We start from the raw sequence: 23,204 nt of genomic DNA on the forward strand, positions 1-23,204 counted from the left end.
TCCGTATGGGAGTGGTCGGGTACCCGCGGGTGCTCGCCGGGCACTCCCAGTCATACAGAAGGCGGCGCGCCGGGAGGCCGTTACGCGCCGGTGAGCCCAGGGGCGCTGACGACAGCGCCGGAGCACGCGAAGGCGCACACGACCTGTGAACACTACCCAGGGTTACACATAAGGCCCTGTGGGTAACGACGAGTTGACGCCGGGCCATCGCCCCCAGGAGGGCAGCAGGGATGACTGGACAGGGTGTGGACGCCGCCTTCCGGCCCGCCCCCCTGCCCTGCGGAGCGCCGGACATACGCGTCCGCTGACCGCTCGCTCCCGAGCGTCCGCCGACGTCCCTCTCCGCACGCCCTGCCGCGTTCCGGCTCGCTTCCCATCCTCCGATCTCGTGGAGACCCCTCATGCCGCATGCGCCCAGGCGGTCCGTGCCGCCTTTACGCCTCTCCCGCCGTACCCGACTCGCCGTCCCTCTCCTCCTCGGCACGCTCCTCACCGCCGGGTCTCTCTCCGGCGCCGCTCCCCCGGCGGAACGCGCCGCGCGGCTCTGCCCCGACGAGGGGCACGCGGCGCCGGCGGACTGGGCGCTCACATCCACCGATCCGGCCAACGACCACCACGCCTACGTCGCCAACGGCTTCCTCGGGCACAGCCTGCCGCCGGCCGGCTCGGGCTACTCCGTCTCGGAGCGGGACACCGGCTGGCCCCTCAAGACGCCCCGCTACGACGGGGCCTACGTGGCGGGCCTCTACGCGCACAACAAGCGGACCGCCGAGGACCGGCACGTCATCGCGGCGCTGCCCACCTGGTCGGGGCTCTCCGTCACCGTCGGGGACGAGACCTTCGGCCCGTCGACGCCCGCCGACCGGATCTCCGGCTACCGGCAGACCGTCTTCCTGCGCTGCGGCCTGGTGCGCACGTCCCTGACGTGGACCACCGGGGAAGGCCGGGCGACGGACCTGGTGTACGACGTCGTCGCCGACCGCAAGTACCGGCACGTCGGTGCGGTGCGGCTGCGGGTGACCCCGCGCTGGCAGGGCACCGCGAGCGTCACGGACCTGATCGACGGGCGCGGGGCGCGGCGGGTCTCCGCGACCGCGGACGGACCCGGCGGATCGGTGGAGGACCGGATCGCCGTGGCGTTCCGCACCGACGGGACCGGGGTGGACGGGGCGGTCGTCTCGACGCTCCGTCCGGACCAGGGGGTGCCGGTGCGCGGCTGGACCCGCGGCGGCGAAGGGCTGACGGCACGTCAGTCCGCCTCGGTGCCGGTGCGCGCCGGACGTGCCTACGCGTTCACCAAGTTCGTCGGCGTCGACACGGCGCTGACCTCCGCCCAGCCCGCGCGGAGCGCCGCCGAGGAGTCGCTGCGGGCCGCGGACCGGGGCTGGGAGCGGCTGTTCGGGCGGCACGCGGCCGAGTGGGAGCAGCTGTGGAGCGGCGACATCGAGGTGAGCGGGCAGCCCCAGCTGCAGAGATGGCTGCGCTCCGGCCTGTACGGGCTGCTGGCCAATACGCGGGACGGCTCGCCCGACAGCATCGCCCCGGCCGGTCTGACCAGTGACGACTACGCGGGGCTGAAGTTCTGGGACGCGGAGACGTGGATGTTCCCGGGTCTGCTGGCCTTCCGGCCAGAACTGGCGAGGCCGGTCCTGGAGTACCGCCACCGCACCATGCCGGCCGCCCGGCGCAACGCCGCCGCGCTCGGCCATCGCGGCCTGTTCTTCCCCTGGACCAGCGCCGACCGGGGCGATCTCACGTCCGAGTGCCACAGCGTGGAGCCGGACCACTGCCGCACGCAGATCCACCTCCAGTCCGACATCGCCCTGGCCGTCTGGCAGTTCCACCAGCAGACGGGGGACGAGGAGTGGCTGCGGGAGCGGGGCTGGCCGCTGCTGAAGGGCATCGCGGAGTTCTGGGAGAGCCGCGTGACCCGCAACGGCGACGGCAGCTACTCGATCCGGAACGTCTCCGGGCCGGACGAGTACAGCAACCACAAGAACGACGCGGTCTTCACCAACGCCGGTGCCGCGACCACCCTGCGCAACGCCACCCGCGCGGCCCGGGTCCTCGGAGAGCACGCGCCGGCCAACTGGACGGCCATCGCCGAAGGACTGCGCATCCCGTACGACGAGAAGACCAAGGTCTTCCGGCAGTACGACGGGTACGAGGGGGCACCCATCAAGCAGGCGGACGCCGTGCTGCTGATGTACCCGCTGGAGTGGCCCATGTCCGAGGAGGCGGCGTCCGGCACCCTCGACTACTACGCCGCCCGCTCCGATCCGGACGGCCCCGCCATGACGGACTCGGTGCACGCGGTGGACGCGGCGGCCATCGGCAAGCCCGGCTGCAACACCCACACGTATCTGATGCGGTCGGTCCGGCCGTTCGTGCGGGGGCCGTTCGCGCTGTTCTCCGAGGCACGCGGCGACCGCGCGGCCGGGGCCGGCGACCCGCACGCCGGGTTCCCGGCGGAGGACTTCCTGACCGGGAAGGGCGGCTTCGTGCAGGTCTTCACGCACGGGCTGACCGGGCTGCGCACCCGCTCGGGCACGGTGCGCCTGGACCCGATGCTGCCGCCGCAACTGTCCGAGGGCGTCACGCTCAGGGGACTGCGCGCGCACGGCAGGATCTACGAGGTCGCCATCGGCGCCGAGGAGACCAAGGTGCGGCTGGTCCAGGGGGAGCCGTTCGAGCTGGAGACCCCGCAGGGCTCGCAGATCGTCAGCTCCACGGCGCCGGCGGTCCTCAAGACCCGCCGCCCGGACCGGGTGCCGACGGACAATTTGGCCCGCTGCCGGCCGGCCGAGGCCACCTCGGAGCAGCCCGGCCTGTACGCGAACGCGGCCGTCGACGGGGACGGGACGACGCCCTGGTCGCCGAAGGCGGCCGAGGCGCGGCTGACCGTCGACCTCGGGCGCGCGGTGCGGGTCTCCGGGGTCGAGGTGGAGTGGACGGACGTCCGCCCGGGCTCGTACCGGCTCCTCGCGTCCGCCGACGGGGAGCGCTGGAGCGAGGCGACGCCCGGTGTCACCGCCCGCTTCGTGCGCGTGGAGGTGAGCGCGGCGGATCCCGGCGAGAAGGGAAAGCGGCCGGGCATCGAGGAATTGCGGGTCATTTCCTAGCCGCATCAACGGCTGTGCACCCCGGCTTTTACCGGCCGGGGTCACAGTCATTCCCTTTTCCGGAAAGCACGGAATATTTGTCGGCTTATCCTAGAAATACCCCCTTCAGGGGAACCTGGCACCCCGCTATTTACGGAATTTCCGGCCGCCCCCTCAATGGGATGGACCCGATTCCGTGAAAGGGAGGCCGCACCATGAGCAAGTACGACGTCGATGTCCTCATCGTCGGAAGTGGCCCGGTCGGCGCCACATTCGCACGGAAACTCGTGGACGCCGGGCACCACGTCCTGATGATCGACGCCGGCGCGCAGCTCTCCGGGAATTACGGAGAGCACCTCAAGAACAGCTTTCTGTACCAGAAGAACGTGGATCTTTTCGCGTCGGTGATCCGCGGACATCTGCACCCGATGTCCATCGCGTCGGACGATTCCCCGGTGGTCACTCTCGACCCGTCCTCCTTCTCGTACGACCCCGACGAATGGCCGGGATTCGTCCTCAACAACCAGAACCCGGAACAGAAGAAGCGCGACAACCTCGCCGCGTGCGCGTCCACGTACGCCGTCGGTGGCATGGCGACCCACTGGACGTGCGCCGTCCCCGAGTTCCACGCCACGCTGGAGCGCACGTACAACGGCGAGGGCTACCCCATCGAGGCCACCACGATGGACAAGCTCTACAAGGAGGCCGCGGCGCTGCTGCACAAGTCCGAGACGGTCTTCGCGCCCTCCGCCCGGCACCTCCTGGTGCGGGAGGTGCTGCACCGGGCCCAGTTCACCAGCGTCAAGGAACTCCCGCTCGCGGTCCGCACCCGGCCCGACCAGGCGAAGTCCGACGCCGTGCACTGGAGCGCCGCGGACACCGTCCTGGGCGAGCTCGCCAACCCGCGCCACACGCCGACCAAGGGGTCCTTCCGGCTGCTCGCCGAGCACCAGTGCACCCGGCTGGAGTTCTCCGACGCCGGTGACGGCGACCAGCGGGTGACCGGCGTGAAGGTCCGCAACCTGCGCGACCTGAACGAGAAGGTGACGATCAACGCCGAGGCGTTCGTCGTCGCCTGCAACCCGGTGCTGACCCCGCAGCTGCTGTTCGCCTCGGGCCTGCAGTCCGAGTCGCTCGGCCGCTACATGACCGAGCAGCCGATGGCGTTCTGCCAGACCGTCCTCAAGCAGTCGCTGCTCGACGACGTCGTCAACCTGCTGGGCAAGTACCCGGACGCCCAGAAGCGGGTGAAGGAGTACATCGAGAAGCAGAAGCAGAAGCAGGAGGAGAAGACGCCGGGTGCTGACCCGGTGCCCTTCCCCAAGGGGGAGCTGGAGCCGAACCTGTGGATCCCGGCCGTCCCGGGGCAGCCCTGGCACTGCCAGATCCACCGTGACGCGTTCAGCTACGGCGAGGTGCCGCCCAACATCGACAGCCGGCTCATCGTGGACCTGCGGTGGTTCGGGATGTCCCGGCCGCGCCGCAGCAACCGGATCACCTTCAGCAGCCACATCAAGGACACCTTCGGCATGCCCCAGCCGACGTTCCACTTCCGGCTGAGCAAGGAGGAGCGGGCCGACTGCGGCCGGATGATGGACCACATGATGCGGGTCGCCGCCCAGCTCGGCGGCTTCATGCCCGGCTCCGAGCCGCAGTTCCTCACCCCGGGCCTGCCCCTGCACATCGCGGGCACCACGCGCATGGGCAAGGAACGCAAGACCAGTGTCGTCGACCCGAACTCGCAGGTGTGGGGCGTGAAGAACCTCTTCCTCGGCGGCAACGGCCTGCACCCGTTCGGCAACGCCGCCAACCCCACGCTGACCAGCGTCGCCATGGCGCTGCAGTCGGTCGAGCAGATCAAGCGCATCCTGCCGAGCGCCTGAACACGTCGAGGAGGGACCACCATGACTCAGATCAGGCTGGCCGACACGCACATCGGCATCACGCCGACCGGCTGGACCAACGACGACTTCCCGCTGCTGGGCGACGACATCACCTTCGAACAGTGCGTCAGCGAGATCGCGTTAGCGGGCTTCGAGGGGTGCAGCATCGGCCACAAGTTCCCGACCGACGTGAACGCGCTGAACGAGGCCCTCGCCCTGCGCGGCCTCAGCGTCACCGAGCCCTGGGTGAGCACGTTCTTCACCGTGCCCGGCATGCGCGGGCGGACCATCGCGGCCTTCGAGGAGCGGATGGACTTCCTCGACGCCATCAAGGGCCCCGTGAAGACCAGGAGCATCGGAGTCGCCGAGTTCGGCAACTCCATCCACCTGATGCCCATCAGCCTCAGCGCCTCCAAGCCGGTGTTCACCGAGGACCACTGGAAGGCGCTGGCCGAAGGACTCGACGAGGTCGGGAAACTCGCCAGGGAGCGGGACTTCCAGCTCGTCTACCACCCGCACATGGGCACCGGGGTGCAGACCCAGGGCGAGGTCGACACGCTCATGCAGCGCACCAATCCCGAGTACGTCCATCTGCTGCTGGACACCGGGCACCTGTACTGGTCCGGCGGCGACCCGGTGGCCGTGATCGAGGCGCACGCCGGCCGTATCCGGCACGTGCACCTGAAGAACATCCGCAAGGCCGTACGCGACCGGCCCGAACTGGCCTCGGCCAGTTTCGAGGAGTTCGTCAGGGCCGGGATCTTCACGGTGCCGGGCGACCGGTCCGGCGGGGTGCCCTTCCCGGCCGTCCTCTCCGCCCTGGAGGCCAAGCAGTTCAAGGGCTGGCTGGTGGTGGAGGCGGAGCAGGACCCGCACGGGCCGCGCCCTCCGCTGTACTACGCCAAGCTGGCCCGCGCGTACCTGAAGGGGCTGGGACTGTGAGCGCGTACGCCACGCCGAGGTTCACCGAGTCGGTCATCGACGCCGACCCCCGCGACGGCTACTTCCTCCAGGCCGTCGACATCGACGGCGACGGCCGCCCCGACCTGGTCGCGTCGGGGCTCAGCGAGGGTCAGGTCGTCTGGTACCAGAACCCGTCCTGGACCAAGCGGACCATCGCGGACCTGCGCGGCCGCAAGCCGGTCGCCCTGGACGCCGCCGACCTCACCGGCGACGGCCTGCCGGACCTGGTCCTCAGCCACGACTACGGCAAGTGCATGTTCGACTGCGGCGCCCAGGACGGCAAGATCTCCTGGCTCCAGAACCCGGGCACCGGGCAGCCCGACGGTCCCTGGAAGCGCCGGCACGTCGCGGACCTGATCGCCACCCACCGGGTGCGGCTCGGCCACTTCACCACCGACCGGCGCCTCCAGCTCGCCGCGTTCCCGGTGGTCGGGCCGCAGGGCGGCGCGGCGGGCGTCAACTCCCCCGTGCACATCACGGTGTACGACGTGCCCGACGACGTGCTGGGCGCCGAGGGCTGGACGGGCCGGGCCGTGGACACCTCGCACTTCACCGTGGTGCACGGCGTGGTGTCGGCCCGCTTCCCGGGCACCCCGCGGCCGGACCGCGAGTCGTTCCTGCTGGCAGGGGGCGAGGGGATCAGCTGGCTGGGCCCCGGCCCCGGCACGACGGGCTCCTGGCAGCACTTCACGCTCGGCACGGGTGTGCCGCCGCAGAAGTCACCGGAGCTGGGCCGGTACTTCCGGGGCAGCGGCAACCTCGCGGTCGGGCGGATCGGCGGCCGGTCCTGCGCGGTGATCGTCACGCTGGAGCCGTTCCACGGCAACACCGTCGCGGCGTACGTACGGCCCGACAGCACCGCCTCGCCGTTCACCCAGCCCTGGCGGCGCAAGGTGCTGAAGGTGTTCGACCGCCCCGACCCCAAGTTCGACGCCGCCGGGCACCACGTGGTCGTCGCGGACTTCGACAACGACGGGGACGACGAGTTCCTGATCGGCATGCGCGGTCCCGCCCCGGCGCAGGGCGTCTGGTACTACAAGCTCGACGCGCAGGGGAACACGCTGCTCGAACAGCAGGTGAGCACGGAGTCCACGGCCCGGATCGCCGTGGCGGACTTCAACGGTGACGGCAGGCTGGACTTCGCCATCACCTCCTACGACACCGTCGGCTACTACCGGACCAAGGATCCGAAGGTGCGCCTCTACACCAACGCCTTCGCCTGGCCCTCGCCCGTCACGCCCCCGCCGGGCGGCGACGGCTGACGGTCCGCCGGGCTCCGGTTCTCCCGTGTCGCGGGGTGTCGCTGAGTACACCCCGCGACACGGGTTCTGATCCTGTTCACCGCGGTCGCCACGGCGACGCTGACCATGCAGGCGGTGGAGAGCGACGCCGTCGCCGCCTCCGGGGCGGTGAAGTCGGTGGACGCGAAGAACCTGGAGACGCTCAACTTCACGGTCGTCGGCATCATCGTGGTCTTCGTCTGCGTCATGCTGGTCAACTCCCTCTACGCGGCGCCCAGTTACCGGGAGCGGGAGTTCGGGCAGCAGCGTCTCGCCGGGGCCACTCGCGGTCAGGTGCTCAAAGCGGTGGCGGCCGAGGGGCTGGTCCTGACGGTCACCGGCGTGGGCTTCGGCACCCTGGCGGCGCTCGCGGGGATCGTCCCGTTCACCGTGGTCCGCACCGACGCCGTGCTGCCGGACCAGGTGTTCGGCGTGTGGCTCGCCGTCGCGGGCGTCGCGGCGGCGGTGACGCTGGGGACGGCTCTGGCGACGGCCCGGCGGGTGCTGCGCGCTCCCGCGGTGCGGGCGGTGGCGTCGGCCGCCGGTGGGTGACCCCCCGTGACAGCGGCACTGAACAAGCGCTTAGATAGTGCTTCGACCGTCCGCTGTCGCCGCCGACCAGGAGGCCCCCGTTGTTCACATCCGTCGACGACGTCTCCGCGCGTCTGGCCGAGACCGGCTACCTCGCCTCGCCCGCCGTCGCCACGACCGTCTTCCTCGCCGACCGCCTCGGCAAGCCGCTCCTGGTGGAGGGCCCGGCCGGCGTCGGCAAGACGGAACTCGCCAAGGCGGTCGCCGAGGTCGCCGGGGCGCGGCTCGTCCGCCTCCAGTGCTACGAGGGGGTCGACGAGTCCCGGGCGCTGTACGAGTGGAACCACGCCAAGCAGCTGCTGCGCATCAGCGCGGGCCGCGACGAGACCTGGGACGAGACGCGGACCGACATCTTCAGCGAGGAGTTCCTGCTCACCCGCCCGCTGCTGACCGCCATCCGGGGCGACGAGGCGAAGGTGCTGCTGATCGACGAGACCGACAAGGCGGACGTCGAGGTGGAGGGCCTGCTGCTGGAGGTGCTCAGCGACTTCCAGGTGACCGTCCCCGAGCTGGGCACCATCACCGCCACGCGCCGCCCCTTCGTCGTCCTCACCTCCAACGCGAGCCGGGAGCTGTCCGAGGCGCTGCGCCGCCGTTGCCTCTTCCTGCACATCGGCTTCCCGGACGAGGAGCTGGAGCGCCGGATCGTCCGGCTGAAGGTGCCGGAGCTGGACGAGGCGCTGGCCCGCTCGGTCGTCCGGGTCGTGGGCGCGCTGCGGGCGATGGACCTGCGCAAGGTGCCGTCGGTCGCCGAGACCGTCGACTGGGCGCGCACGCTGCTCGCGCTCGGCGCGGACACCCTGGACGAGACGGTCGTCCAGGCCACCCTCGGTGTCCTCCTCAAGCACCAGGACGACCTTCTCAAGGCGTCCGCCAAGCTCGACCTGGACGCCCTGTGACCACGCGGGCGGGCGTCGCGGAGCGTCTGACGTCCCTCGTGGGGGCACTGCGGGCGCACGGCGTCCGGATCGGCACCGGCGAGACGGTCGACGCGGCGCGGGCCGTCGGGGAACTCGGCCTCGCCGACCGGGAGCTGCTGCGCGAGGGGCTCGCGGCGACGCTGCTGCACGCACCCGGCCAGCGGCAGGTGTTCGACCAGGTCTTCGACCTGTACTTCCCGCGCGGCGTCGGCGGCCCGGAGCAGCGGCCGGCGGGGCGGGAGGATCTGCGGGACCGGCTGGCCGACGCCCTGGCCGCCGACGACCGGGCGCTGCTGGGCCGGCTGGCGATCGAGGCGGTCGACGGTTTCGGCGGCTACGGTTCCGCCCCGGAGTCCGACGGCTGGTCGTCCTATCAGGCGCTGGAGCGGCTGCGCCCGCAGACGCTCATGGCACGGGTCCGCGACACCGTGCGCGGCCGGGGCGGGAGTCCGGGCTTCACCGACCGGCTGCTGGAGGACGAGATCCGGCGGCGCATCGAGACCTTCCGCGCGCTGGTGGCCGCGGAGGCGCGGCGCCGGGTCGCCGAGCGGCGCGGGCGGGACGAGATCGCCCGGCGGGCGGTGCCCCCGACCGCCGACCGGGTCGACTTCCTGTTCGCCGGCAGGGACCGGCTGGCCGAGCTGCGCAGGACGGTCCAGCCGCTCGCGCGCAAGCTCGCGACCCGGCTCGCGGCCCGCCGCCGTCGCGCCTCCCGCGGCACGATCGACCTGCGGCGGACCCTGCGCGGTTCGCTGTCGACGGGCGGCGTGCCGATGCGGCCGGTGCTGCGCCGGCGGCGTCCCGCCCGGCCCGAACTGGTCCTGTTGTGCGATGTGTCGGGCTCGGTCTCCGGTTTCTCGGACTTCACGATGCTGTTGGTGCAGGCGCTGCACGACCAGTTCGCCAAGGTGCGCGTGTTCGCCTTCGTCAACCGGATCGACGAGGTGACCGGGCTGCTGGAGCACGGCACCGCCGACCCGGAGGGCCTGGCCGCCCGCATCCAGGCGGAGGCGGCGGTCACGGGCTACCACGGCAGCAGCGACTACGGCATGGCGCTGGGCGAGTTCGCCGAGCGCCACGCGGACGCGGTGGGTTCGCGCACGACGGTGTTCGTCCTCGGCGACGCCCGGACGAACCACGCCGACCCGAACCTGCCGGCCCTGCGGCGGATCGCCGAACGGGCGCGCCGCGTCCACTGGCTGAACCCCGAGCAGCGCTCCCGCTGGGGCACCGGGGACTCCGTCGCGCCCGCCTACGCCGAGCTGGTCGAGATGCACGAGTGCCGCACCGCCCGGCAGCTGAGCGCGCTGGTGGCGCGCCTGCTGCCGGTGTGATCAGGCGGCGGACCGCAGCGGGCCGGTGGGCATCAGCCCTGCTTCGCGTACTCCCGGGCCGTCTGCCCCTGGAAGTCGTAGACCACGACCTGCTCGTCGCCGACGACCCACGCGTCGTGGCCGGGTGAGCAGACGAACACGTCGCCGGGTCCGACCTCGCTCTCACCGCCGTCGTCCATGCGGATGTGCATCCGGCCCTGAGCCATGTAGCAGTTGTGGTGCATCTGACAGCTCTCGGTGCCCGCGATCGGGCCCACGGACTCCGTCCAGCGCCAGCCGGGTTCGAAGGTCGCCACGGCGAAGTCGAGATCCGTCATGTGGATGGCTTCGAGGTGGCCGCGGGGGAAATCACGCCGCTCGTCGGGCTTGTCGAGCGTCTTCACTTCCAACATGACGCGCTCCCTTCCGGCCGCGGTGCGCCGCGGCCGGGGCCGGCCTCCCCGGCGGCCCTGGACACCGCCGTCGGCGGTCGGCCCCCTACCCCTCCATGGTCCGCCTGTCCACCGGGGGCCGCCATTCGGGGCACCGGTCTCAAGCGCCGCCCCCGCACAGCGCGGTGAAACGCCCGGCGTCGATGTTGCCGCCGGAGAGGATGACGCCGACGCGGCCCGGGAGGTTGCCCGCGCGTCCGGTGAGCAGCGCGGCCAGCGGGGTGGCGCCGCTCGGCTCGAGGACGATCTTCAGCCGCTCGAAGGCGAACCGCATCGCGTCCCGGATCTCGTCGTCGGTGACCACGACGACGTCGTCGAGGAGCCTGCGGTTCAGGGAGAAGGTCAGTTCTCCGGGGGTGTGCAGGGCCTGGCCGTCGGCGATGGTGTGCGGGACCGGGATGCTGACGCGCCGGCCGGCCCGCAGGGACCGTCTGGTGTCGTCCCCGGCCTCCGGTTCGACGCCGATGACGCGGGTCGAGGGGTGCAGGCTCTTGACGGCCGTGCCGCTGCCGGCGATCAGGCCACCGCCTCCGACGGGTGCGAGCAGTGCGTCCAGCTCGCCCACTTCTTCGACGAGTTCGAGCGCGGCGGTGCCCTGTCCGGCGATGACGTGCGGATGCTCGTAGGGCGGGATGACCGTCAGGCCGCGCTCGGCGGCCAGGGCCTCGGCGAGGGCGACGCGGTCGCCGGTGTAGCGGTCGTACGTGACGATCTCGGCGCCGTAGCCGGCGGTGGCCGCCCGTTTCGACGGCGGGGCGTCCTCCGGCATGACGATCACGGCGGTGGTGCCCAGCTCGCGGGCGGCCAGGGCGACGGCTTGGGCGTGGTTGCCCGAGGAGTAGGCGGCGATGCCCCGGGACAGCTGCTCGGGGGTGAGGCGACTGGCGGCGTTGTAGGCGCCGCGGATCTTGAAGGCGCCCGCGCGCTGGAAGTTCTCGCACTTGAGGTGGATCTCGGCACCGGCGAGCGCGTCGAGGGTGCGGGAGCGCAGGACCGGGGTGCGGTGGGCGACGCCCTCGATACGGGCGGCGGCGTCCCGGACGTCGTCGAGGGTGACCGGTGGGGTGGTGGTCGTCACGCTGTTCCTCCGGTGGGGGTGTCGTGGGCGGCCCGGGCCCGGGAGAGGTAGTTGTAGGCGGAGGCACGGGAGATGCCGAGCCGGGCGGCGACCTGTTCGACGGCACCGCGCACGGCGAAGACACCGCGGGCGTCCAGCCCGCCGAACAGCTCCAGGCGTTCGGCGCGGTCCAGTTCCGCCCAGCTGCCCCGCTGCTTGGACTGGTGGGCGTCGAAGAGGGCGTCGACCACGGAGTCGATGTCGTTGCCGAAGGTGGTGGTCGGTGGCTCCGCCGGAGCGGCGCCGACTCCGGCGAGCGCGCCGAGCAGGGTGTGGACCCGGCTGACGGCGCTGATGTCCACGTTGACGCAGAGCGCGCCGAACACCGCTCCCGCGGAGTCCCGCAGGAGCATCGTGGAGGACTTCAGCAGCGTCCCGTTCCGGGTGCGGGTGACGTAGTTCAGCTCGTCGGCCGCTTCGTCGCCGCCGGCGAGGACGCGCAGGCCGATCTCGCTCATCGCGCCGCCGACCGCCCGCCCGGTCACCGATCCGGCGACGGCGACCACGGACTTCTCCGGGTTCCGGTAGTCGTGCAGCACGACCTCGCAGACCGGTCCGAAGGTCGCGGCGATGCCCTCCACGACCGGTACGAAGGCGGCGAGGATCGCGTCCCGTTCGGCGTTCCGGACTTGTTCGGCGGACATGGCGTCTCCCCTCGGCATGCCATCACTGTAGACCATAAATCCAGAGCTTGGATAGACAGTCCAGCTATTCCCAATAGTTGGCAATGGTTTTCACATGACTTAGGCCGGAAGGCGCTCTTGACTTTCATTGTCAACTAGCGTGACGCCGGTCATCGGGAAACACACATCCGCCCTGGAGGAGCCATGCCCCTGTCCACGTCCCGCCGCCTGGCGCTGCTGACCAGCGCGTCACTGGCCCTGCTCGCGGGCTGCGGCAGCTCGTCGGGCTCCGGCGACGCCAAGAGCGCTCCCGCGCGGGTGGCCGTGGTCGCCTCCACGAACGTCTACGGCGACATCGTGCGGCACATCGGCGGCGACAGAGTCGACGTCACCTCGATCATCAGCGACCCCGACCAGGACCCGCACTCCTACGAGGCGGACACCCAGAACCAGCTGGCCCTGTCCAAGGCGAAGGTCGTCGTCGAGAACGGCGGCGGCTACGACGACTTCGTCGACCGCATGCTGAAGAGCGGCCACAACGACTCCGCCGAGGTGATCAACGCCGTCAAGGTGTCCGGCAGGACCGCCCCGAAGGGCCGCGAGCTCAACGAGCACGTCTGGTACGACTTCCCCACGGTCGCCAAGGTCGCCGACCGCATAGCCGCGGCCCTCGGCAAGGCCGACCCGGACGGCGCCGCCGCCTTCGAGAAGAACGCCGCCGCCTTCAAGGCCGAGCTCACGCCGCTGGAGGCGAAGGAGGCGCGGATCAAGAAGGAGCACGGCGGCGAGGGGGTGGCGATCACCGAGCCCGTGCCGCTGTACATGACCGAGGCCAGCGGACTGGTCGACAAGACACCCGCGGCCTTCAGCGAGGCCGTCGAGGAGGGCGACGACGTCTCCCCCCGGGTCCTCCAGGAGAGCCTGGCCCTGTTCAGCGGCAGGAAGGTCGCGGCGCTCGTCTACAACGAGCAGACCTCCGGCCCGCAGACCGAGAAGGCCGAGTCGGCGGCCAAGGCGGCCGGCATCCCCGTGGTGCCCGTGACCGAGACCCTGCCGAAGGGCAAGGACTACCTCGGCTGGATGACCGGCAACGTCGACGCGCTCGCGAGCGCGCTGGCCAAGTGACCGCGTCACCCCGCCAGGACCGCACGCCCGTCGTCAGCCTGCGCGCCGCCGCCCTGTCCTACGGCGACCGCGAGGTGTGGAGCGGCCTCGACCTCGACGTCTCGCCCGGAGAGTTCCTGGCCGTGCTGGGTCCGAACGGAGCGGGCAAGACCAGTTTCGTCCGGGCGCTGCTGGGCCGTCAGCCGCTGTCCGCCGGGACGCTGACGGTCCTCGGCCGGCCGGCGCGCGAGTCCGCCCGGCACATCGGTTACGTCCCGCAGCAGGCGGCGCTGTCCGCGCAGGCCCTGCTGCGCGCCCGGGACCTCGTGCGGTTCGGCATCGACGGCCACCGCTTCGGGCCGTGGCCGCGCGGCGGGGTCCGGCGCCGGGTGGACGAGATCCTGGAGTCGGTCGGGGCCGCGGCGTACGCGGACGTGCCGCTCGGGATGCTGTCCGGCGGTGAACGGCAGCGGGTGCGCATCGGACAGGCCCTGGCGACCGACCCGCGGATCCTGCTCTGCGACGAGCCGTTGCTGTCGCTGGACCTGAACCACCAGCGGGCCGTCACCGAGTTGATCGACGCCCGGCGCCGCTCCCACGGCACGGCGGTGGTGTTCGTGACGCACGAGATCAACCCGGTGCTGGGGCTGGTCGACCGGGTGCTGTACCTGGCCCGTGGCGGCCACCGCACCGGCACCCCGGACGAGGTGCTGACCTCCGAGTCGCTGTCCCGGCTCTACGGCACGCAGGTCGACGTCGTGCGTGTGCGGGGCCGGGTCGTCGTCGCCGGGGCGCCCGACGAGCCGGCCTCGCCACCGCACCACCCCGAGCAGGCCGACGAGACGGACGGAGTGCGCGCATGACGCTCGCCGACGGGATCTGGCACCAGATCTTCGACTTCACCGACTACGGCGAACTCCTCGTCCTGGTCCGCAACTCGCTCGTCGCCGGTGTGGCGCTCGGCCTCGTGGGCGGGCTCGCCGGGGTGTTCGTGCTGATGCGGGACCTGCCGTTCGCGGTGCACGGCATCAGCGAGCTGTCCTTCGCGGGCGCGTCGGCGGCGCTGCTGCTCGGGGCGAACATCGTGGCGGGCTCGATCGCCGGTTCGCTCCTCGCGGCCGGTGCCATCGGTGTGCTGGGGACGCGGGCCCGGGACCGCAACTCGGTGATCGGCATCATCATGCCGTTCGGGCTGGGGCTCGGGGTGCTCTTCCTCGCCCTCTACAAGGGCCGGGCGGCCAACAAGTTCGGGCTGCTCACCGGGCAGATCGTCGCCGTCGACACCCCGCAGATGTCCTGGCTGCTCGGCACGTCCGTGCTGGTGCTGGCCGCCCTGGCCGTCATGTGGCGGCCCCTCACCTTCGCCAGCACCGACCCGGACGTGGCCGAGGCGCGCGGAGTGCCCGTACGGGGGCTGTCCTTCGCGTTCATGCTGGTGCTCGGACTCGCGGTCGCCCTGTCGGTGCAGATCGTCGGCGCGCTGCTGGTGCTCACCCTGGTCGTGACCCCGGCCGCCGCCGCGGCCCGCGTCACCGCCTCGCCGGTGCTGCTGCCCGCGCTGAGCGTGCTGTTCGCCGTGGCCTCGATCGAGGGCGGCATCCTGCTCGCGCTGGGCAGCAGCATTCCCATCAGCCCCTACGTCACCACGATCTCGTTCACGATCTACGCGGTGTGCCGGGTGGCGGGGCGGTACCGGACGCGGCGCTGGGGGGCGAGGCGGGCGGTGCCGCGGCCGGCGTGAGGCGGCTCACCGTTCGAAGACGACCTGTCCGTCGAACACCGTGAGGTCGACCCGCACCTCGGCGATCTCGTGCGGGTCGAGGGCTGCCAGCGGCCGGTCCAGGACGCAGAGGTCGGCCGCCTTGCCCGGCTCGATCGTGCCCTTCCAGTCGTCGGCGAAGTCCTGCCAGGCGGCGGTGGCCGTGTACGCGCGCAGGGCGTCGGCGAGGGGCACACACTGCTCGGGGCCGCTGGGCCGGCCGCTGGCCTTGGACTCGCGCAGCATCATCGAGGCCACGCCCTGGCGCCAGTCGGGCTCGGTGATGGGGGCGTCGGAGCTGGCGCAGACCCGTACTCCGGCGTCGAGCGCGGAGCGCACCGGCCACTGGTAGGCGGAGCGTTCGGGGCCCACGACCTCGTCCATGAGGTCGGAGATCGTCCACTTGATGGCGGGGTTCATGTTGACGCCGTAGCCGTGGGCGGCGAGTTCGGCCAGGCTCTCGGGGCTGATGAAGTCGCCGTGGATGACGTAGTGCCGGGCGTCGGGGCGGGGTGCGGCGGTATTCGCGGCGACGAAGGCGTCCACGACGGTGTCGATGGCCCGGTCGCCGGTGACGTGGACGCCGAGCTGGAAACCGGCCTCGTGGGCGAGCCGGATCATCTCGCGCAGTTCGTGCACCTGGAGGGCGGGGGTGTCGCCGTGGACGCAGAGGGCGCCGTGGCCGCCGTCCGGGTAGGGCTCGCTCATCCACGCCGTGCGGTTGGGCGGGACGCCGTCGCCGAAGATCTTGACGCCGATGGCCCGCAGCAGCCGGGGATCGGCCGACTCGGGGCGGCGCAGTTCGGCCAGTCCCTTGCGGAGGTCGTCGGCCGAGCCGCCCATGGGGGCGGGCAGGAGCAGGACGCTGACGCGGGCCTGGAGTTCGCCGCGCGCGGCGAGATCGGCGTAGGCGGTCCAGTTGTCGGTGCCGAGCCCGCCGAAGAGGGTGCCCGCGCCACCGGGGCCGAGGCCGGGTTCGGTGTAGCTGGTGATGCCCCGGGAGTGCAGTTCGCGGATCACGCCCTGGATGGCCCCGCGGCGCTGGGCGGGGGTCGGGTCGGGCAGCGCGGTCTGGACGAGTCGCCCGGCGGCCTCGCGCAGGATGCCGGTGGGCCGGCCGTCGGGGTCGCGGTCGATGACACCGCCGGGCGGGGAGGGGGTGTCCGCGTCGATGCCGCAGCGGCGCAGTGCCTCGGAGTTGGCCCACACCATGTGCGAGGAGAAGTCGGTCAGGCAGACCGGGTGGTGCGGGCTCACCGCGTCCAGGTCACGGCGGTGCGGGAAGCGGCCCGGGTCGGTGAGGCACTCGGCGAGGTAGCCGGGGTCCCAGCCGAGGCCGACGACCCACGCGCCGTCCGGCAGTTCCCGTGCCGTCCGTGCCACGGCCGCGGCGATGTCGGCGAGGGATCCGACCGCCGGATGACCGACGTCGACGGCGAACGGCGGCTTCGTCATCCCGTAGGCGGCTCCGTGCAGGTGCGAGTCGTTGATGCCGGGGAGCACGGTCCGGCCGCGGAGTTCGACGATCCGGGTGCCGGGCCCGGCCAGGGCGCGCATCTCCGTGTCGCTGCCGACGGCCAGGATGTCCCGGCCGCGCACGGCCACGCCTTCGGCGACGGTGAAGCCGGTGTCGACGGTGAGGACCTGGCCGCCGGTCAGGACGAGGGTGGGAGCGCTGTCGCTCACGGATGACCTCATTTCGGGATTTCGGAAGAGGGTGGGTCAGCGCCCCGTGCGGGGTGCCGCGTAGGCCAGGGCCGCGCCGGCCACCAGCGCGGCGCCCTGGGCCATCTGCTGCCAGAACGTCGGCACATTCAGCAGGGTCAGGCCGTTCTGCAGGCCGCCGAGGAAGAGCACGCCGAGCAGGACGCCGAGGATCGAGCCGGTGCCGCCGGTGAGGGCGACTCCGCCGAGCAGCACCGCGGTGAGGACGGTCAGTTCGAACCCGGCGCCGGAGGTGCCGGCGACGGCGCTGTCCAGCACGGACGCCTTGATGGCTCCGGCCAGGGCGGCGGCCACGCCGGTGGCGACGAACAGCGCGAACGGGGTGCGCCGGATGTGGATGCCGGAGAGGTGCGCGGCCTCGCGGTTGACGCCGATGGCGAAGACGTGCCGTCCGGCGGGGATGAGCGCCAGGAACAGGGCGCCCGCGACGAGCACGAGTGCCGCGATGACGACCGGTGCCGCGAGCCCGGCGACGCGTGCCCCGCCGATCCAGGCGAACCCGGAGCCGAAGCCGCTCAGCGGCAGCGGGAACAGTTGCTGGGCGAGACCGCGCACGGCGGTCAGCATGCCGAGGGTGACGATGAACGCGGACAGGCCGAGGTGGCAGCACAGGACGCCGTTCACCGCGCCGACCACGGCCCCGGCCGCGAGCGCCCCGAGCAGCGCGACGGCGGGCGACTGGTGGTGCTGCCCGGCGAGCCAGCCAGCGACGAGCCCTCCGAGGGCCAGCGTGGAGCCGACCGACAGGTCGAGGTAGCCGCTGATGACCAGCAGGGCCAGCGGCACCGCGACGATGGCGAGGGTGGCGGCGTCGGTGGCGATGCCGCTCAGGTTGGCGGGTTCGAGGAAGCTGCCGGTGGTGAGCTGGAAGACCGGCACCATCACGACGAGCACGACGAGGAGCGGGTTGCGGCGTACGGCGGTCAGCCCGCCCGTGGCGATCAGGCGGGGCCGGGTGAGGGCGGGGTCGGCGGTGGTCATGCTGCTCCTTCGGCGGGCAGGGGGTCGTGGACGGCCGACAGCAGGGACTGTTCGGTGAGTTCCGTGCCGGAGAGTTCGCCGACGATCCGCCCCCGGGCGACGATCAGGCAGCGGTCGGCGAGCGCCACGATCTCCTCCGGGTCGCTGGAGGCGAACAGCACGGCGGTGCCCTGTTCCTCGGCGAGCTTCGACACCACCCGGTAGATCTCCTGCCGGGCCCCCACGTCGACGCCCTGGGTCGGCTCGTCCAGCAGCAGCACGTCCACGTGCCGGGCCTCGTTGATCCACCGGCCGAGGACGAGCTTCTGCTGGTTGCCGCCGGAGAACGCGCCCGCCGGCAGCCCGGGCCGGGCCGGCCGCAGCCCGACCGCCGCGGCCAGCGCGCCGAACACCCGCCGCTCGGCGCGCAGCGCGCGTACGCCGTGGCGGGCCAGGGGCCGCAGGGCGGGCAGCAGGGCGTTGTCCTGTGCGGACAGCGACGGGAACAGGCCCTGGGCGCGCCGGTCGGCCGGGACGAGGGCGATCCCGGCGGCGAGCGCGTCGGCCGGGCGGGCCGGGGTGACGGCGCGGTCGCCGACCCGGATCGTGCCGGCGGTGGCGCGGCGCCTGCCGTAGAGGGTCTCCAGGACGCGGGTGCGGCCCGAGCCGATGAGCCCGAACAGGCCGACGCGTTCGCCTTCGGCGACGGAGATCCCGAGGGGGCCGAAGCCGGGTCCGCGCATGCCTTCGACGACCAGCCGGGGTGGGGTGGGAGTGCGCCGCGGCCTGCGTACCGCCTCGGCCGGCCGTCCGGCGATCGCCGCCACCAGGTCCCGGCGCGTGCGTCCCGCGACGGTCGTGCGGTGGGCCACCCGGCCGTCGCGCAGTACGGTCACCGCGTCCGCGAGCCGTTCGACCTCCGCCAGCAGGTGGGTGACGTAGACGATGGCGAGTCCCTGGGCGCGCAGGTCCTCGACGCGTTCCGCGAGGGCGTCGGTCTCCGCGCCGGACAGGGCCGCCGTGGGTTCGTCGAGGACCAGGACGGAGGCGCTGCGGCTGAGGGCCTTGGCGATCTCCACCAACTGGCGCTGGCCCGTGGGCAGATCCCCCACCCGGTCGCGTGGGGAGCAGCGGGCCGCGACCCGCTCCAGGAGACCGGCGGCGACCTCCTCCTGGGCGCGGCGGTCGACGCGGCCGTGCCGGGTCCACTCCTGGCCGAGGAAGATGTTCTCCGCCACGGTCAGGGCGTCGACGACGCTGAGCGTCTGGAAGATGATCGCCACGCCGGCCGCGATCGACTCGCGCGGGGTGAGGCGGGTGTACGTCGTCCCGCCGATCTCGATGGTGCCCGCGTCGGGCGGGAAGGCGCCGCCGAGGCACTTGATGAGCGTGGACTTGCCGGCGCCGTTGTGGCCGAGCAGGGCGTGCACCTGGCCGGCGGGCACGGTGAGGTCCACGCCGTCCAGGGCCCTGACCCCGCCGAAGGACTTCGTCAGGCCGCTGACGCGGAGGTTCGTGGTCGTCATGGGGCACCTAGGCGTTCTGGGCGAGCAGGGCGTCGATGCGGGCGGTGTCGGCGCGCCGGACGAGCGTGATCGGCACCTCGGCGCTCGGATCGGCCTCGCCGGCGGCGACCGCGCGCGGCACGTCGACGATCGCCGCGGCGATGTCCTTCGGGGCGAGGGCGGCGGAGGCCCGGTAGAAGGTGCCCTGCCTGACCGCGAGGAGGGAGGGCGCGGAGCCGTCCTGGCCGCCGACGAAGGTCTTCGCGTCGTCCTTCGCGCGGCCCGCCTGCTGGAGGGCCTTGAATCCGCCGTAGGCGGCGGCGTCGGTGACGCCGAGGACGAGGTTGAGGTCGGGGTGCTTGGCGAGGATCGCCTTCGTCTTCGACAGGCCCGTGTCCGGGTCGATGGCCTGCTCGCGCGCCACCACGTCGACGCCGGGTGCCGCCTTGGTGAAGGCGTCGATCATGCCCTTGGTGCGTTCGCGGCCCAGTTCGATGGTGTTGTCGGTGAGGAAGGCGATCTTGCCCTTGCCGCCGAGGTGCTCCTGGGCCCACTGCGCCGCCGCCTCGCCGAGCAGGGTGCCGCCCTCGCGGAAGCTGAACCGGATGTCAGCGCTCTGGTGCAGGAGGGAGCCGCCGTAGGTCACCCAGATCAGTCCGGCGTCCAGGGCGGCCTTGGCGAGGGGCTCGGCGGCCTCGAAGACCATCGGGAACGACACGATCGCGGGGACCTTGCGCGCGATCCAGGTCGTGAGGTTGCTGGCCTGGGTGTCCGCGCTGGCGTTGTCGCTCGTCGTCAGCAGCGGGATGCCGTGCCGCTTCGCGCGGGCGGCGGAGAGTTTGACCAGGGTCGAGTAGAGCGGGAGCTGGGTGAAGGGGTAGTCGAGGCCGATCTTCGTCAGGCGGGTGCCGCCGGAGGGGGCCGGCCCGGCCGAGGCGGCCGTGTCCGGCGGGGCCGAGCATCCGGCGGCCGCCAGGGCGGTGGCGGCGGAGAGGGTGAGGAAGTGTCTGCGCGAGGCGGGGTACGGGGGTGGGGTCATGGCGGGCACTCCGAGGGGTGGGCCCGGCTTGAGCGGGCGTCCGGCTGTGCCGAACAGGAAAGACCCGCCGGGCCCGCCGCACCATCCGTACAAATACCGACTGCACATGGCGCCCGGCCCGCTCTCGCGGCGGCGCCGGACCCCTTGTGGGGGCTGGGCCGGAGCCCTATCGTTAGGCCCCAAACGATAGGAGCCGCCCGGAGGCTCGCCATGCCCAGCCACGACCAGATCGCGGCAGCCGCCCGCATCGGCATGCTCACCCGCGAGCGCGACACCGCCGAGGCCTGTGCGCAGGCCCTGCGCGAACTCGCCCGCGCCCTGCCGCTGGACGCGGCGACCCTGCTCACGATCGACCCGCTGACCGGCTCCCACGTCCAGGTCGCCGGCATCGGCTACACCGCCGCGGCCTCGCAGGCCCTGGCCGGGGAGTTCATCACCACGCCCTGGTACCGCAACGTCGTGCGGCGGGAGCTGCCGCCGTCCATCTCCGAGGACGCCGAGGACGCCGGGCCGCGCTTCCGGCACGGCTGGTTCTACGCGGAGCGGGTCCGCCCGGCCGGTTTCCGCGACGGCGTCACGGGGGCGCTGCGGCACCGCGGCCGGCTGGTGGGCCTGGTGCACCTCTCCACTGAAGGCGCGGACGCGTACGACACCGACGCCCGCCGGCTGCTCGCCTCCGTGAGTCCCGCCCTGGCCGCGCTCGCCGATCCGCTGGCGCACGCCGGGGATCTGCACGGTCTGGCGGAGGCGGACGCGGCGAGCCTGGTCACCGGCGACGGTACGGTGCTCGACCTGCCCGGCCGGGACCGGCCCCGGGTGCTGCGGGAGGACGGCGGGTTCCCCGCGCTGCTGCGCGCCTTCACGGGCACGGGCGGTCGGCGGCTGCGGCTGCTGTGGCCGGCCGGCGGTGACTGGCGGCGAGTCGTGCTGCACCGGCATCCGGCGGGGCCCGGCCTCGGAGCGGAGGCGGTACTGGTGCACGAGACGCCCACGGAACTGCCGTACGGGCTGAGCCCCCGGGAGCTGGAGGTGCTCACGCGGGCGGCCACGGGGCAGACCAACCAGGCCATCGCGCAGGCGCTGTTCCTGTCGCCGCGGACGGTGCACAGCCATGTCGAGCATCTGCTGCGCAAGACCGGGTGCGTGTCCCGCGCCCAGGCCACGGCGCTCGCGGTCCGGGACGGGCTGCTGCGGCCGGACCCGGATCACCTCGCGCGGTTCGTGGAGGGGTGATCCGGGCCCGGGCGGTCAGGAGGTCAGCGCCGCGACGCGCCGCATGACGTCGCGGCAGAACGCCCCGACGCCGTCGGGGTCGTCGATGAACTGGTTCGGCTTGACGCAGAAGGTCGTGAAGCCCTGCTCCAGCTGCTCGGGGAGCACCGCGAGCGCCGCGCCCAGGTCCGCCGGTGAGCGGTCGTCGGGGAAGACGGCGCGGGTGCCGCCGATCATCTCCAGGTCGCCGATGTCCCGCCCGGCCGCCGTCATCGCCTCCTCGAGGGCCTGGAGGTCCTCGGGCGTGGGACGGCCGAGCGGGTGGAAGCCGTGGCCGTACCGCACGAGGCGGCGCAGGACGGGGCCGTGCAGGCGCTGCCCGCCGAACCAGAGCCGGGGTCCGTCCGGACGGTGGGCCTTGGGCTCGAAGTGGACGTCCCGGAAGGGGTAGTGGGGTCCGTCGTGGGAGATCGGGGAGGGCCCCCAGGCCTTCGCCCAGACCTCCAGGTGCTCGTCGAGGAGCCGCCCGCGCCGGTCGAAGGGCACGCCGAGGGCGTCGTACTCGTCCTTGCTCCAGCTGACGGTGGGCTGTACGACGAGACGCCCCTGGCTGATCAGGTCGAGGGTGCCGAGCTCGCGGGCGAGCAGCAGGGGGTGGCGCAGCGGGGCGAGGACGGCGGCGGCGGCCAGGCGGAGCCGGGAGGTGACGGAGGCGATGGCGGCGAGCAGCAGCAGGGAGTTCGGCCAGGGGGTGTCCGGGTCCTGGTTGCCCGGGAGGGCGTAGTCACGGGGGTTGCCCATGACGCCGGCGGCGGACGCGTCGGGGCCGAGGACGATGTGCTCGCTGACCATGACCGAGTCGAAGCCGGCGTCCTCGGCCTCGCGGGCCCAGCGGACGGCGGCGGGCAGATCGGCCCGGCCACCGGTGAGGGTCCAGTTCTCGCTGAGGACGAGGAGCATGCGGGGCTGTATCGGCATGTGGGGTTTCCCTTTCGAGTTCGTACAATTTGAGCCCGAACGACTGGACGGCGAGGATGAGCCGTCCGCTCGTGACGCCGCAGGACCAGACGAAGGAGCCGCCCGTGCCGGGCCACCGATCCATCACCGAAGCCGAGAAGCTCGCCGCGGCGAAGCTCGGGGGCATTGCGATCCGCCGGGAGCAGATGGCGGCGGTGGCGAACATCTACCGGGCCGCGTCCGCCGTGCGGCAGCACCTGGAGAACTCCGTGCTGCGCGGCTCGGACCTGACCTGGACGGCCTTCGTGGTGCTGTGGGTGGTCTGGGTGTGGGGCGAGTCGGAGACCCGGCACGTGGCGGAGGAGGCGGGGATCTCCAAGGGCACGCTCACGGGGGTGGCCCGCACGCTGGAGTCGCGGGGGCTGCTGCGGCGGGCGGACCATCCGAGCGACGGGCGGCTGGTGCTGCTGAGCCTCACCGCCGAGGGCGAGGAGTTCATGCGGCGGGTGTTCCCGGCCTTCAACGAGGAGGAGGCCTTCGTCACCGCCGGGCTCAGCGACGCGGAGTGCCGCAGCCTCGCGGAGGGGCTGCGCAGCGTGGTGCTCCAGGTGGAGGAACACGGCGAGGAGCGGCGGCAGGCCCTGCTGGGCGGCGCCGAGCCCGCCGCCCGGCGCAGCGGCCGGCGGCCCCGGGCCTGACG

19 protein-coding genes and 1 pseudogene are annotated in these 23,204 nt (G+C 72.6%); 12 read left to right on the forward strand and 8 right to left on the reverse strand.

The genetic code is table 11. From position 1 onward, the window contains the following. The first annotated feature begins 401 nt into the window (after positions 1-401). The 7 genes and pseudogenes from ABZ948_RS08790 to ABZ948_RS08820 all read left to right on the forward strand — a co-directional run bounded on the left by ABZ948_RS08790 (position 402) and on the right by ABZ948_RS08820 (position 10,072). Entirely contained in the window at positions 402-3,122 is a 2,721-nt protein-coding gene (locus ABZ948_RS08790; protein WP_359758225.1) for a discoidin domain-containing protein, read from the forward strand. 194 nt (positions 3,123-3,316) lie between these two features. Then, positions 3,317-4,984, forward strand: a complete 1,668-nt coding sequence (locus tag ABZ948_RS08795; RefSeq protein WP_359758226.1) for a pyranose oxidase — start codon at positions 3,317-3,319, stop codon at positions 4,982-4,984. A 21-nt stretch (positions 4,985-5,005) separates the two neighbouring features. Further along, on the forward strand, positions 5,006-5,926 hold the full coding sequence (gene iolE / locus ABZ948_RS08800; protein WP_359758227.1) for a myo-inosose-2 dehydratase: 921 nt from the start codon (positions 5,006-5,008) through the stop codon (positions 5,924-5,926). After that, positions 5,923-7,209 (forward strand): FG-GAP repeat domain-containing protein, encoded by a 1,287-nt coding sequence (locus ABZ948_RS08805; RefSeq protein WP_359758228.1) that lies wholly within the window; start codon positions 5,923-5,925, stop codon positions 7,207-7,209. Before iolE ends, ABZ948_RS08805 begins: the two co-directional genes overlap by 4 nt. Positions 7,210-7,275: 66 nt before the next feature. After that, positions 7,276-7,779 (forward strand): annotated as a pseudogene (locus tag ABZ948_RS08810) (FtsX-like permease family protein); the annotation flags it as partial. An 80-nt stretch (positions 7,780-7,859) separates the two neighbouring features. Next, positions 7,860-8,717, forward strand: coding sequence for an AAA family ATPase (locus tag ABZ948_RS08815; RefSeq protein WP_359758229.1), 858 nt, complete (start codon positions 7,860-7,862; stop codon positions 8,715-8,717). Then, complete coding sequence (locus ABZ948_RS08820; RefSeq protein WP_359758230.1) at positions 8,714-10,072, forward strand: vWA domain-containing protein; 1,359 nt, start codon at positions 8,714-8,716, stop codon at positions 10,070-10,072. Before ABZ948_RS08815 ends, ABZ948_RS08820 begins: the two co-directional genes overlap by 4 nt. A 32-nt stretch (positions 10,073-10,104) precedes the next feature. On the opposite strand, the gene ABZ948_RS08825 is transcribed toward ABZ948_RS08820, so the two are convergent. From ABZ948_RS08825 to ABZ948_RS08835, 3 genes are all read right to left on the reverse strand, one after another. Beyond that, positions 10,105-10,464: a cupin domain-containing protein gene (locus ABZ948_RS08825; RefSeq protein WP_031117700.1), complete on the reverse strand. Its 360-nt coding sequence runs from the start codon at positions 10,462-10,464 to the stop codon at positions 10,105-10,107. Between the two features lie 139 nt (positions 10,465-10,603). Continuing rightward, positions 10,604-11,581 carry a pyridoxal-phosphate dependent enzyme gene (locus ABZ948_RS08830; RefSeq protein ID WP_359758231.1) on the reverse strand — a complete coding sequence of 326 codons (978 nt, stop codon included), beginning with the start codon at positions 11,579-11,581 and terminating at the stop codon, positions 10,604-10,606. Then, positions 11,578-12,264: a helix-turn-helix transcriptional regulator gene (locus tag ABZ948_RS08835; RefSeq protein ID WP_359758250.1), complete on the reverse strand. Its 687-nt coding sequence runs from the start codon at positions 12,262-12,264 to the stop codon at positions 11,578-11,580. Before ABZ948_RS08835 ends, ABZ948_RS08830 begins: the two co-directional genes overlap by 4 nt. Positions 12,265-12,447: 183 nt before the next feature. On the opposite strand from ABZ948_RS08835, the gene ABZ948_RS08840 reads away from it, so the two are divergent. The 3 genes from ABZ948_RS08840 to ABZ948_RS08850 are packed head-to-tail and all read left to right on the forward strand — an operon-like array spanning position 12,448 to position 15,088. Further along, positions 12,448-13,368 carry a metal ABC transporter solute-binding protein, Zn/Mn family gene (locus ABZ948_RS08840; RefSeq protein WP_359758232.1) on the forward strand — a complete coding sequence of 307 codons (921 nt, stop codon included), beginning with the start codon at positions 12,448-12,450 and terminating at the stop codon, positions 13,366-13,368. Continuing rightward, positions 13,365-14,210 carry a metal ABC transporter ATP-binding protein gene (locus tag ABZ948_RS08845; RefSeq protein WP_359758233.1) on the forward strand — a complete coding sequence of 282 codons (846 nt, stop codon included), beginning with the start codon at positions 13,365-13,367 and terminating at the stop codon, positions 14,208-14,210. The genes ABZ948_RS08840 and ABZ948_RS08845 overlap by 4 nt, the downstream gene beginning before the upstream one ends. Continuing rightward, on the forward strand, positions 14,207-15,088 hold the full coding sequence (locus ABZ948_RS08850) for a metal ABC transporter permease (RefSeq protein ID WP_359758234.1): 882 nt from the start codon (positions 14,207-14,209) through the stop codon (positions 15,086-15,088). Before ABZ948_RS08845 ends, ABZ948_RS08850 begins: the two co-directional genes overlap by 4 nt. 6 nt (positions 15,089-15,094) lie before the next feature. On the opposite strand, the gene ABZ948_RS08855 is transcribed toward ABZ948_RS08850, so the two are convergent. Genes ABZ948_RS08855 through ABZ948_RS08870 form a run of 4 tightly spaced genes read right to left on the reverse strand, consistent with a single transcriptional unit; the run spans position 15,095 to position 20,335 of the window. Next, the gene (locus ABZ948_RS08855) at positions 15,095-16,792 is read right to left on the reverse strand and encodes an amidohydrolase (RefSeq protein ID WP_359758235.1); all 1,698 of its coding nucleotides are present in this window, start codon (positions 16,790-16,792) and stop codon (positions 15,095-15,097) included. A 36-nt stretch (positions 16,793-16,828) separates the two neighbouring features. Further along, a complete protein-coding gene (locus ABZ948_RS08860) occupies positions 16,829-17,812 on the reverse strand; it encodes an ABC transporter permease (RefSeq protein ID WP_359758236.1) in 984 nt (327 codons plus the stop codon). Next, a complete protein-coding gene (locus tag ABZ948_RS08865) occupies positions 17,809-19,317 on the reverse strand; it encodes a sugar ABC transporter ATP-binding protein (RefSeq protein ID WP_359758237.1) in 1,509 nt (502 codons plus the stop codon). Before ABZ948_RS08865 ends, ABZ948_RS08860 begins: the two co-directional genes overlap by 4 nt. Positions 19,318-19,324: 7 nt before the next feature. Next, entirely contained in the window at positions 19,325-20,335 is a 1,011-nt protein-coding gene (locus ABZ948_RS08870) for a sugar ABC transporter substrate-binding protein (RefSeq protein WP_359758238.1), read from the reverse strand. Between the two features lie 210 nt (positions 20,336-20,545). Here ABZ948_RS08870 and ABZ948_RS08875 point away from each other — a divergent pair, with 210 nt between their 5' ends. After that, on the forward strand, positions 20,546-21,568 hold the full coding sequence (locus tag ABZ948_RS08875) for a helix-turn-helix transcriptional regulator (protein ID WP_359758239.1): 1,023 nt from the start codon (positions 20,546-20,548) through the stop codon (positions 21,566-21,568). Between the two features lie 15 nt (positions 21,569-21,583). Here ABZ948_RS08875 and ABZ948_RS08880 read toward each other — a convergent pair whose 3' ends face one another. Further along, positions 21,584-22,525: a TIGR03619 family F420-dependent LLM class oxidoreductase gene (locus ABZ948_RS08880; RefSeq protein ID WP_359758240.1), complete on the reverse strand. Its 942-nt coding sequence runs from the start codon at positions 22,523-22,525 to the stop codon at positions 21,584-21,586. A gap of 104 nt (positions 22,526-22,629) precedes the next feature. Here ABZ948_RS08880 and ABZ948_RS08885 point away from each other — a divergent pair, with 104 nt between their 5' ends. Continuing rightward, entirely contained in the window at positions 22,630-23,202 is a 573-nt protein-coding gene (locus tag ABZ948_RS08885; protein ID WP_359758251.1) for a MarR family winged helix-turn-helix transcriptional regulator, read from the forward strand. Positions 23,203-23,204 lie beyond the last annotated feature (2 nt).

Origin of the sequence: Streptomyces olindensis, assembly GCF_040645895.1 — a bacterium.
Classification (GTDB): domain Bacteria; phylum Actinomycetota; class Actinomycetes; order Streptomycetales; family Streptomycetaceae; genus Streptomyces; species Streptomyces olindensis.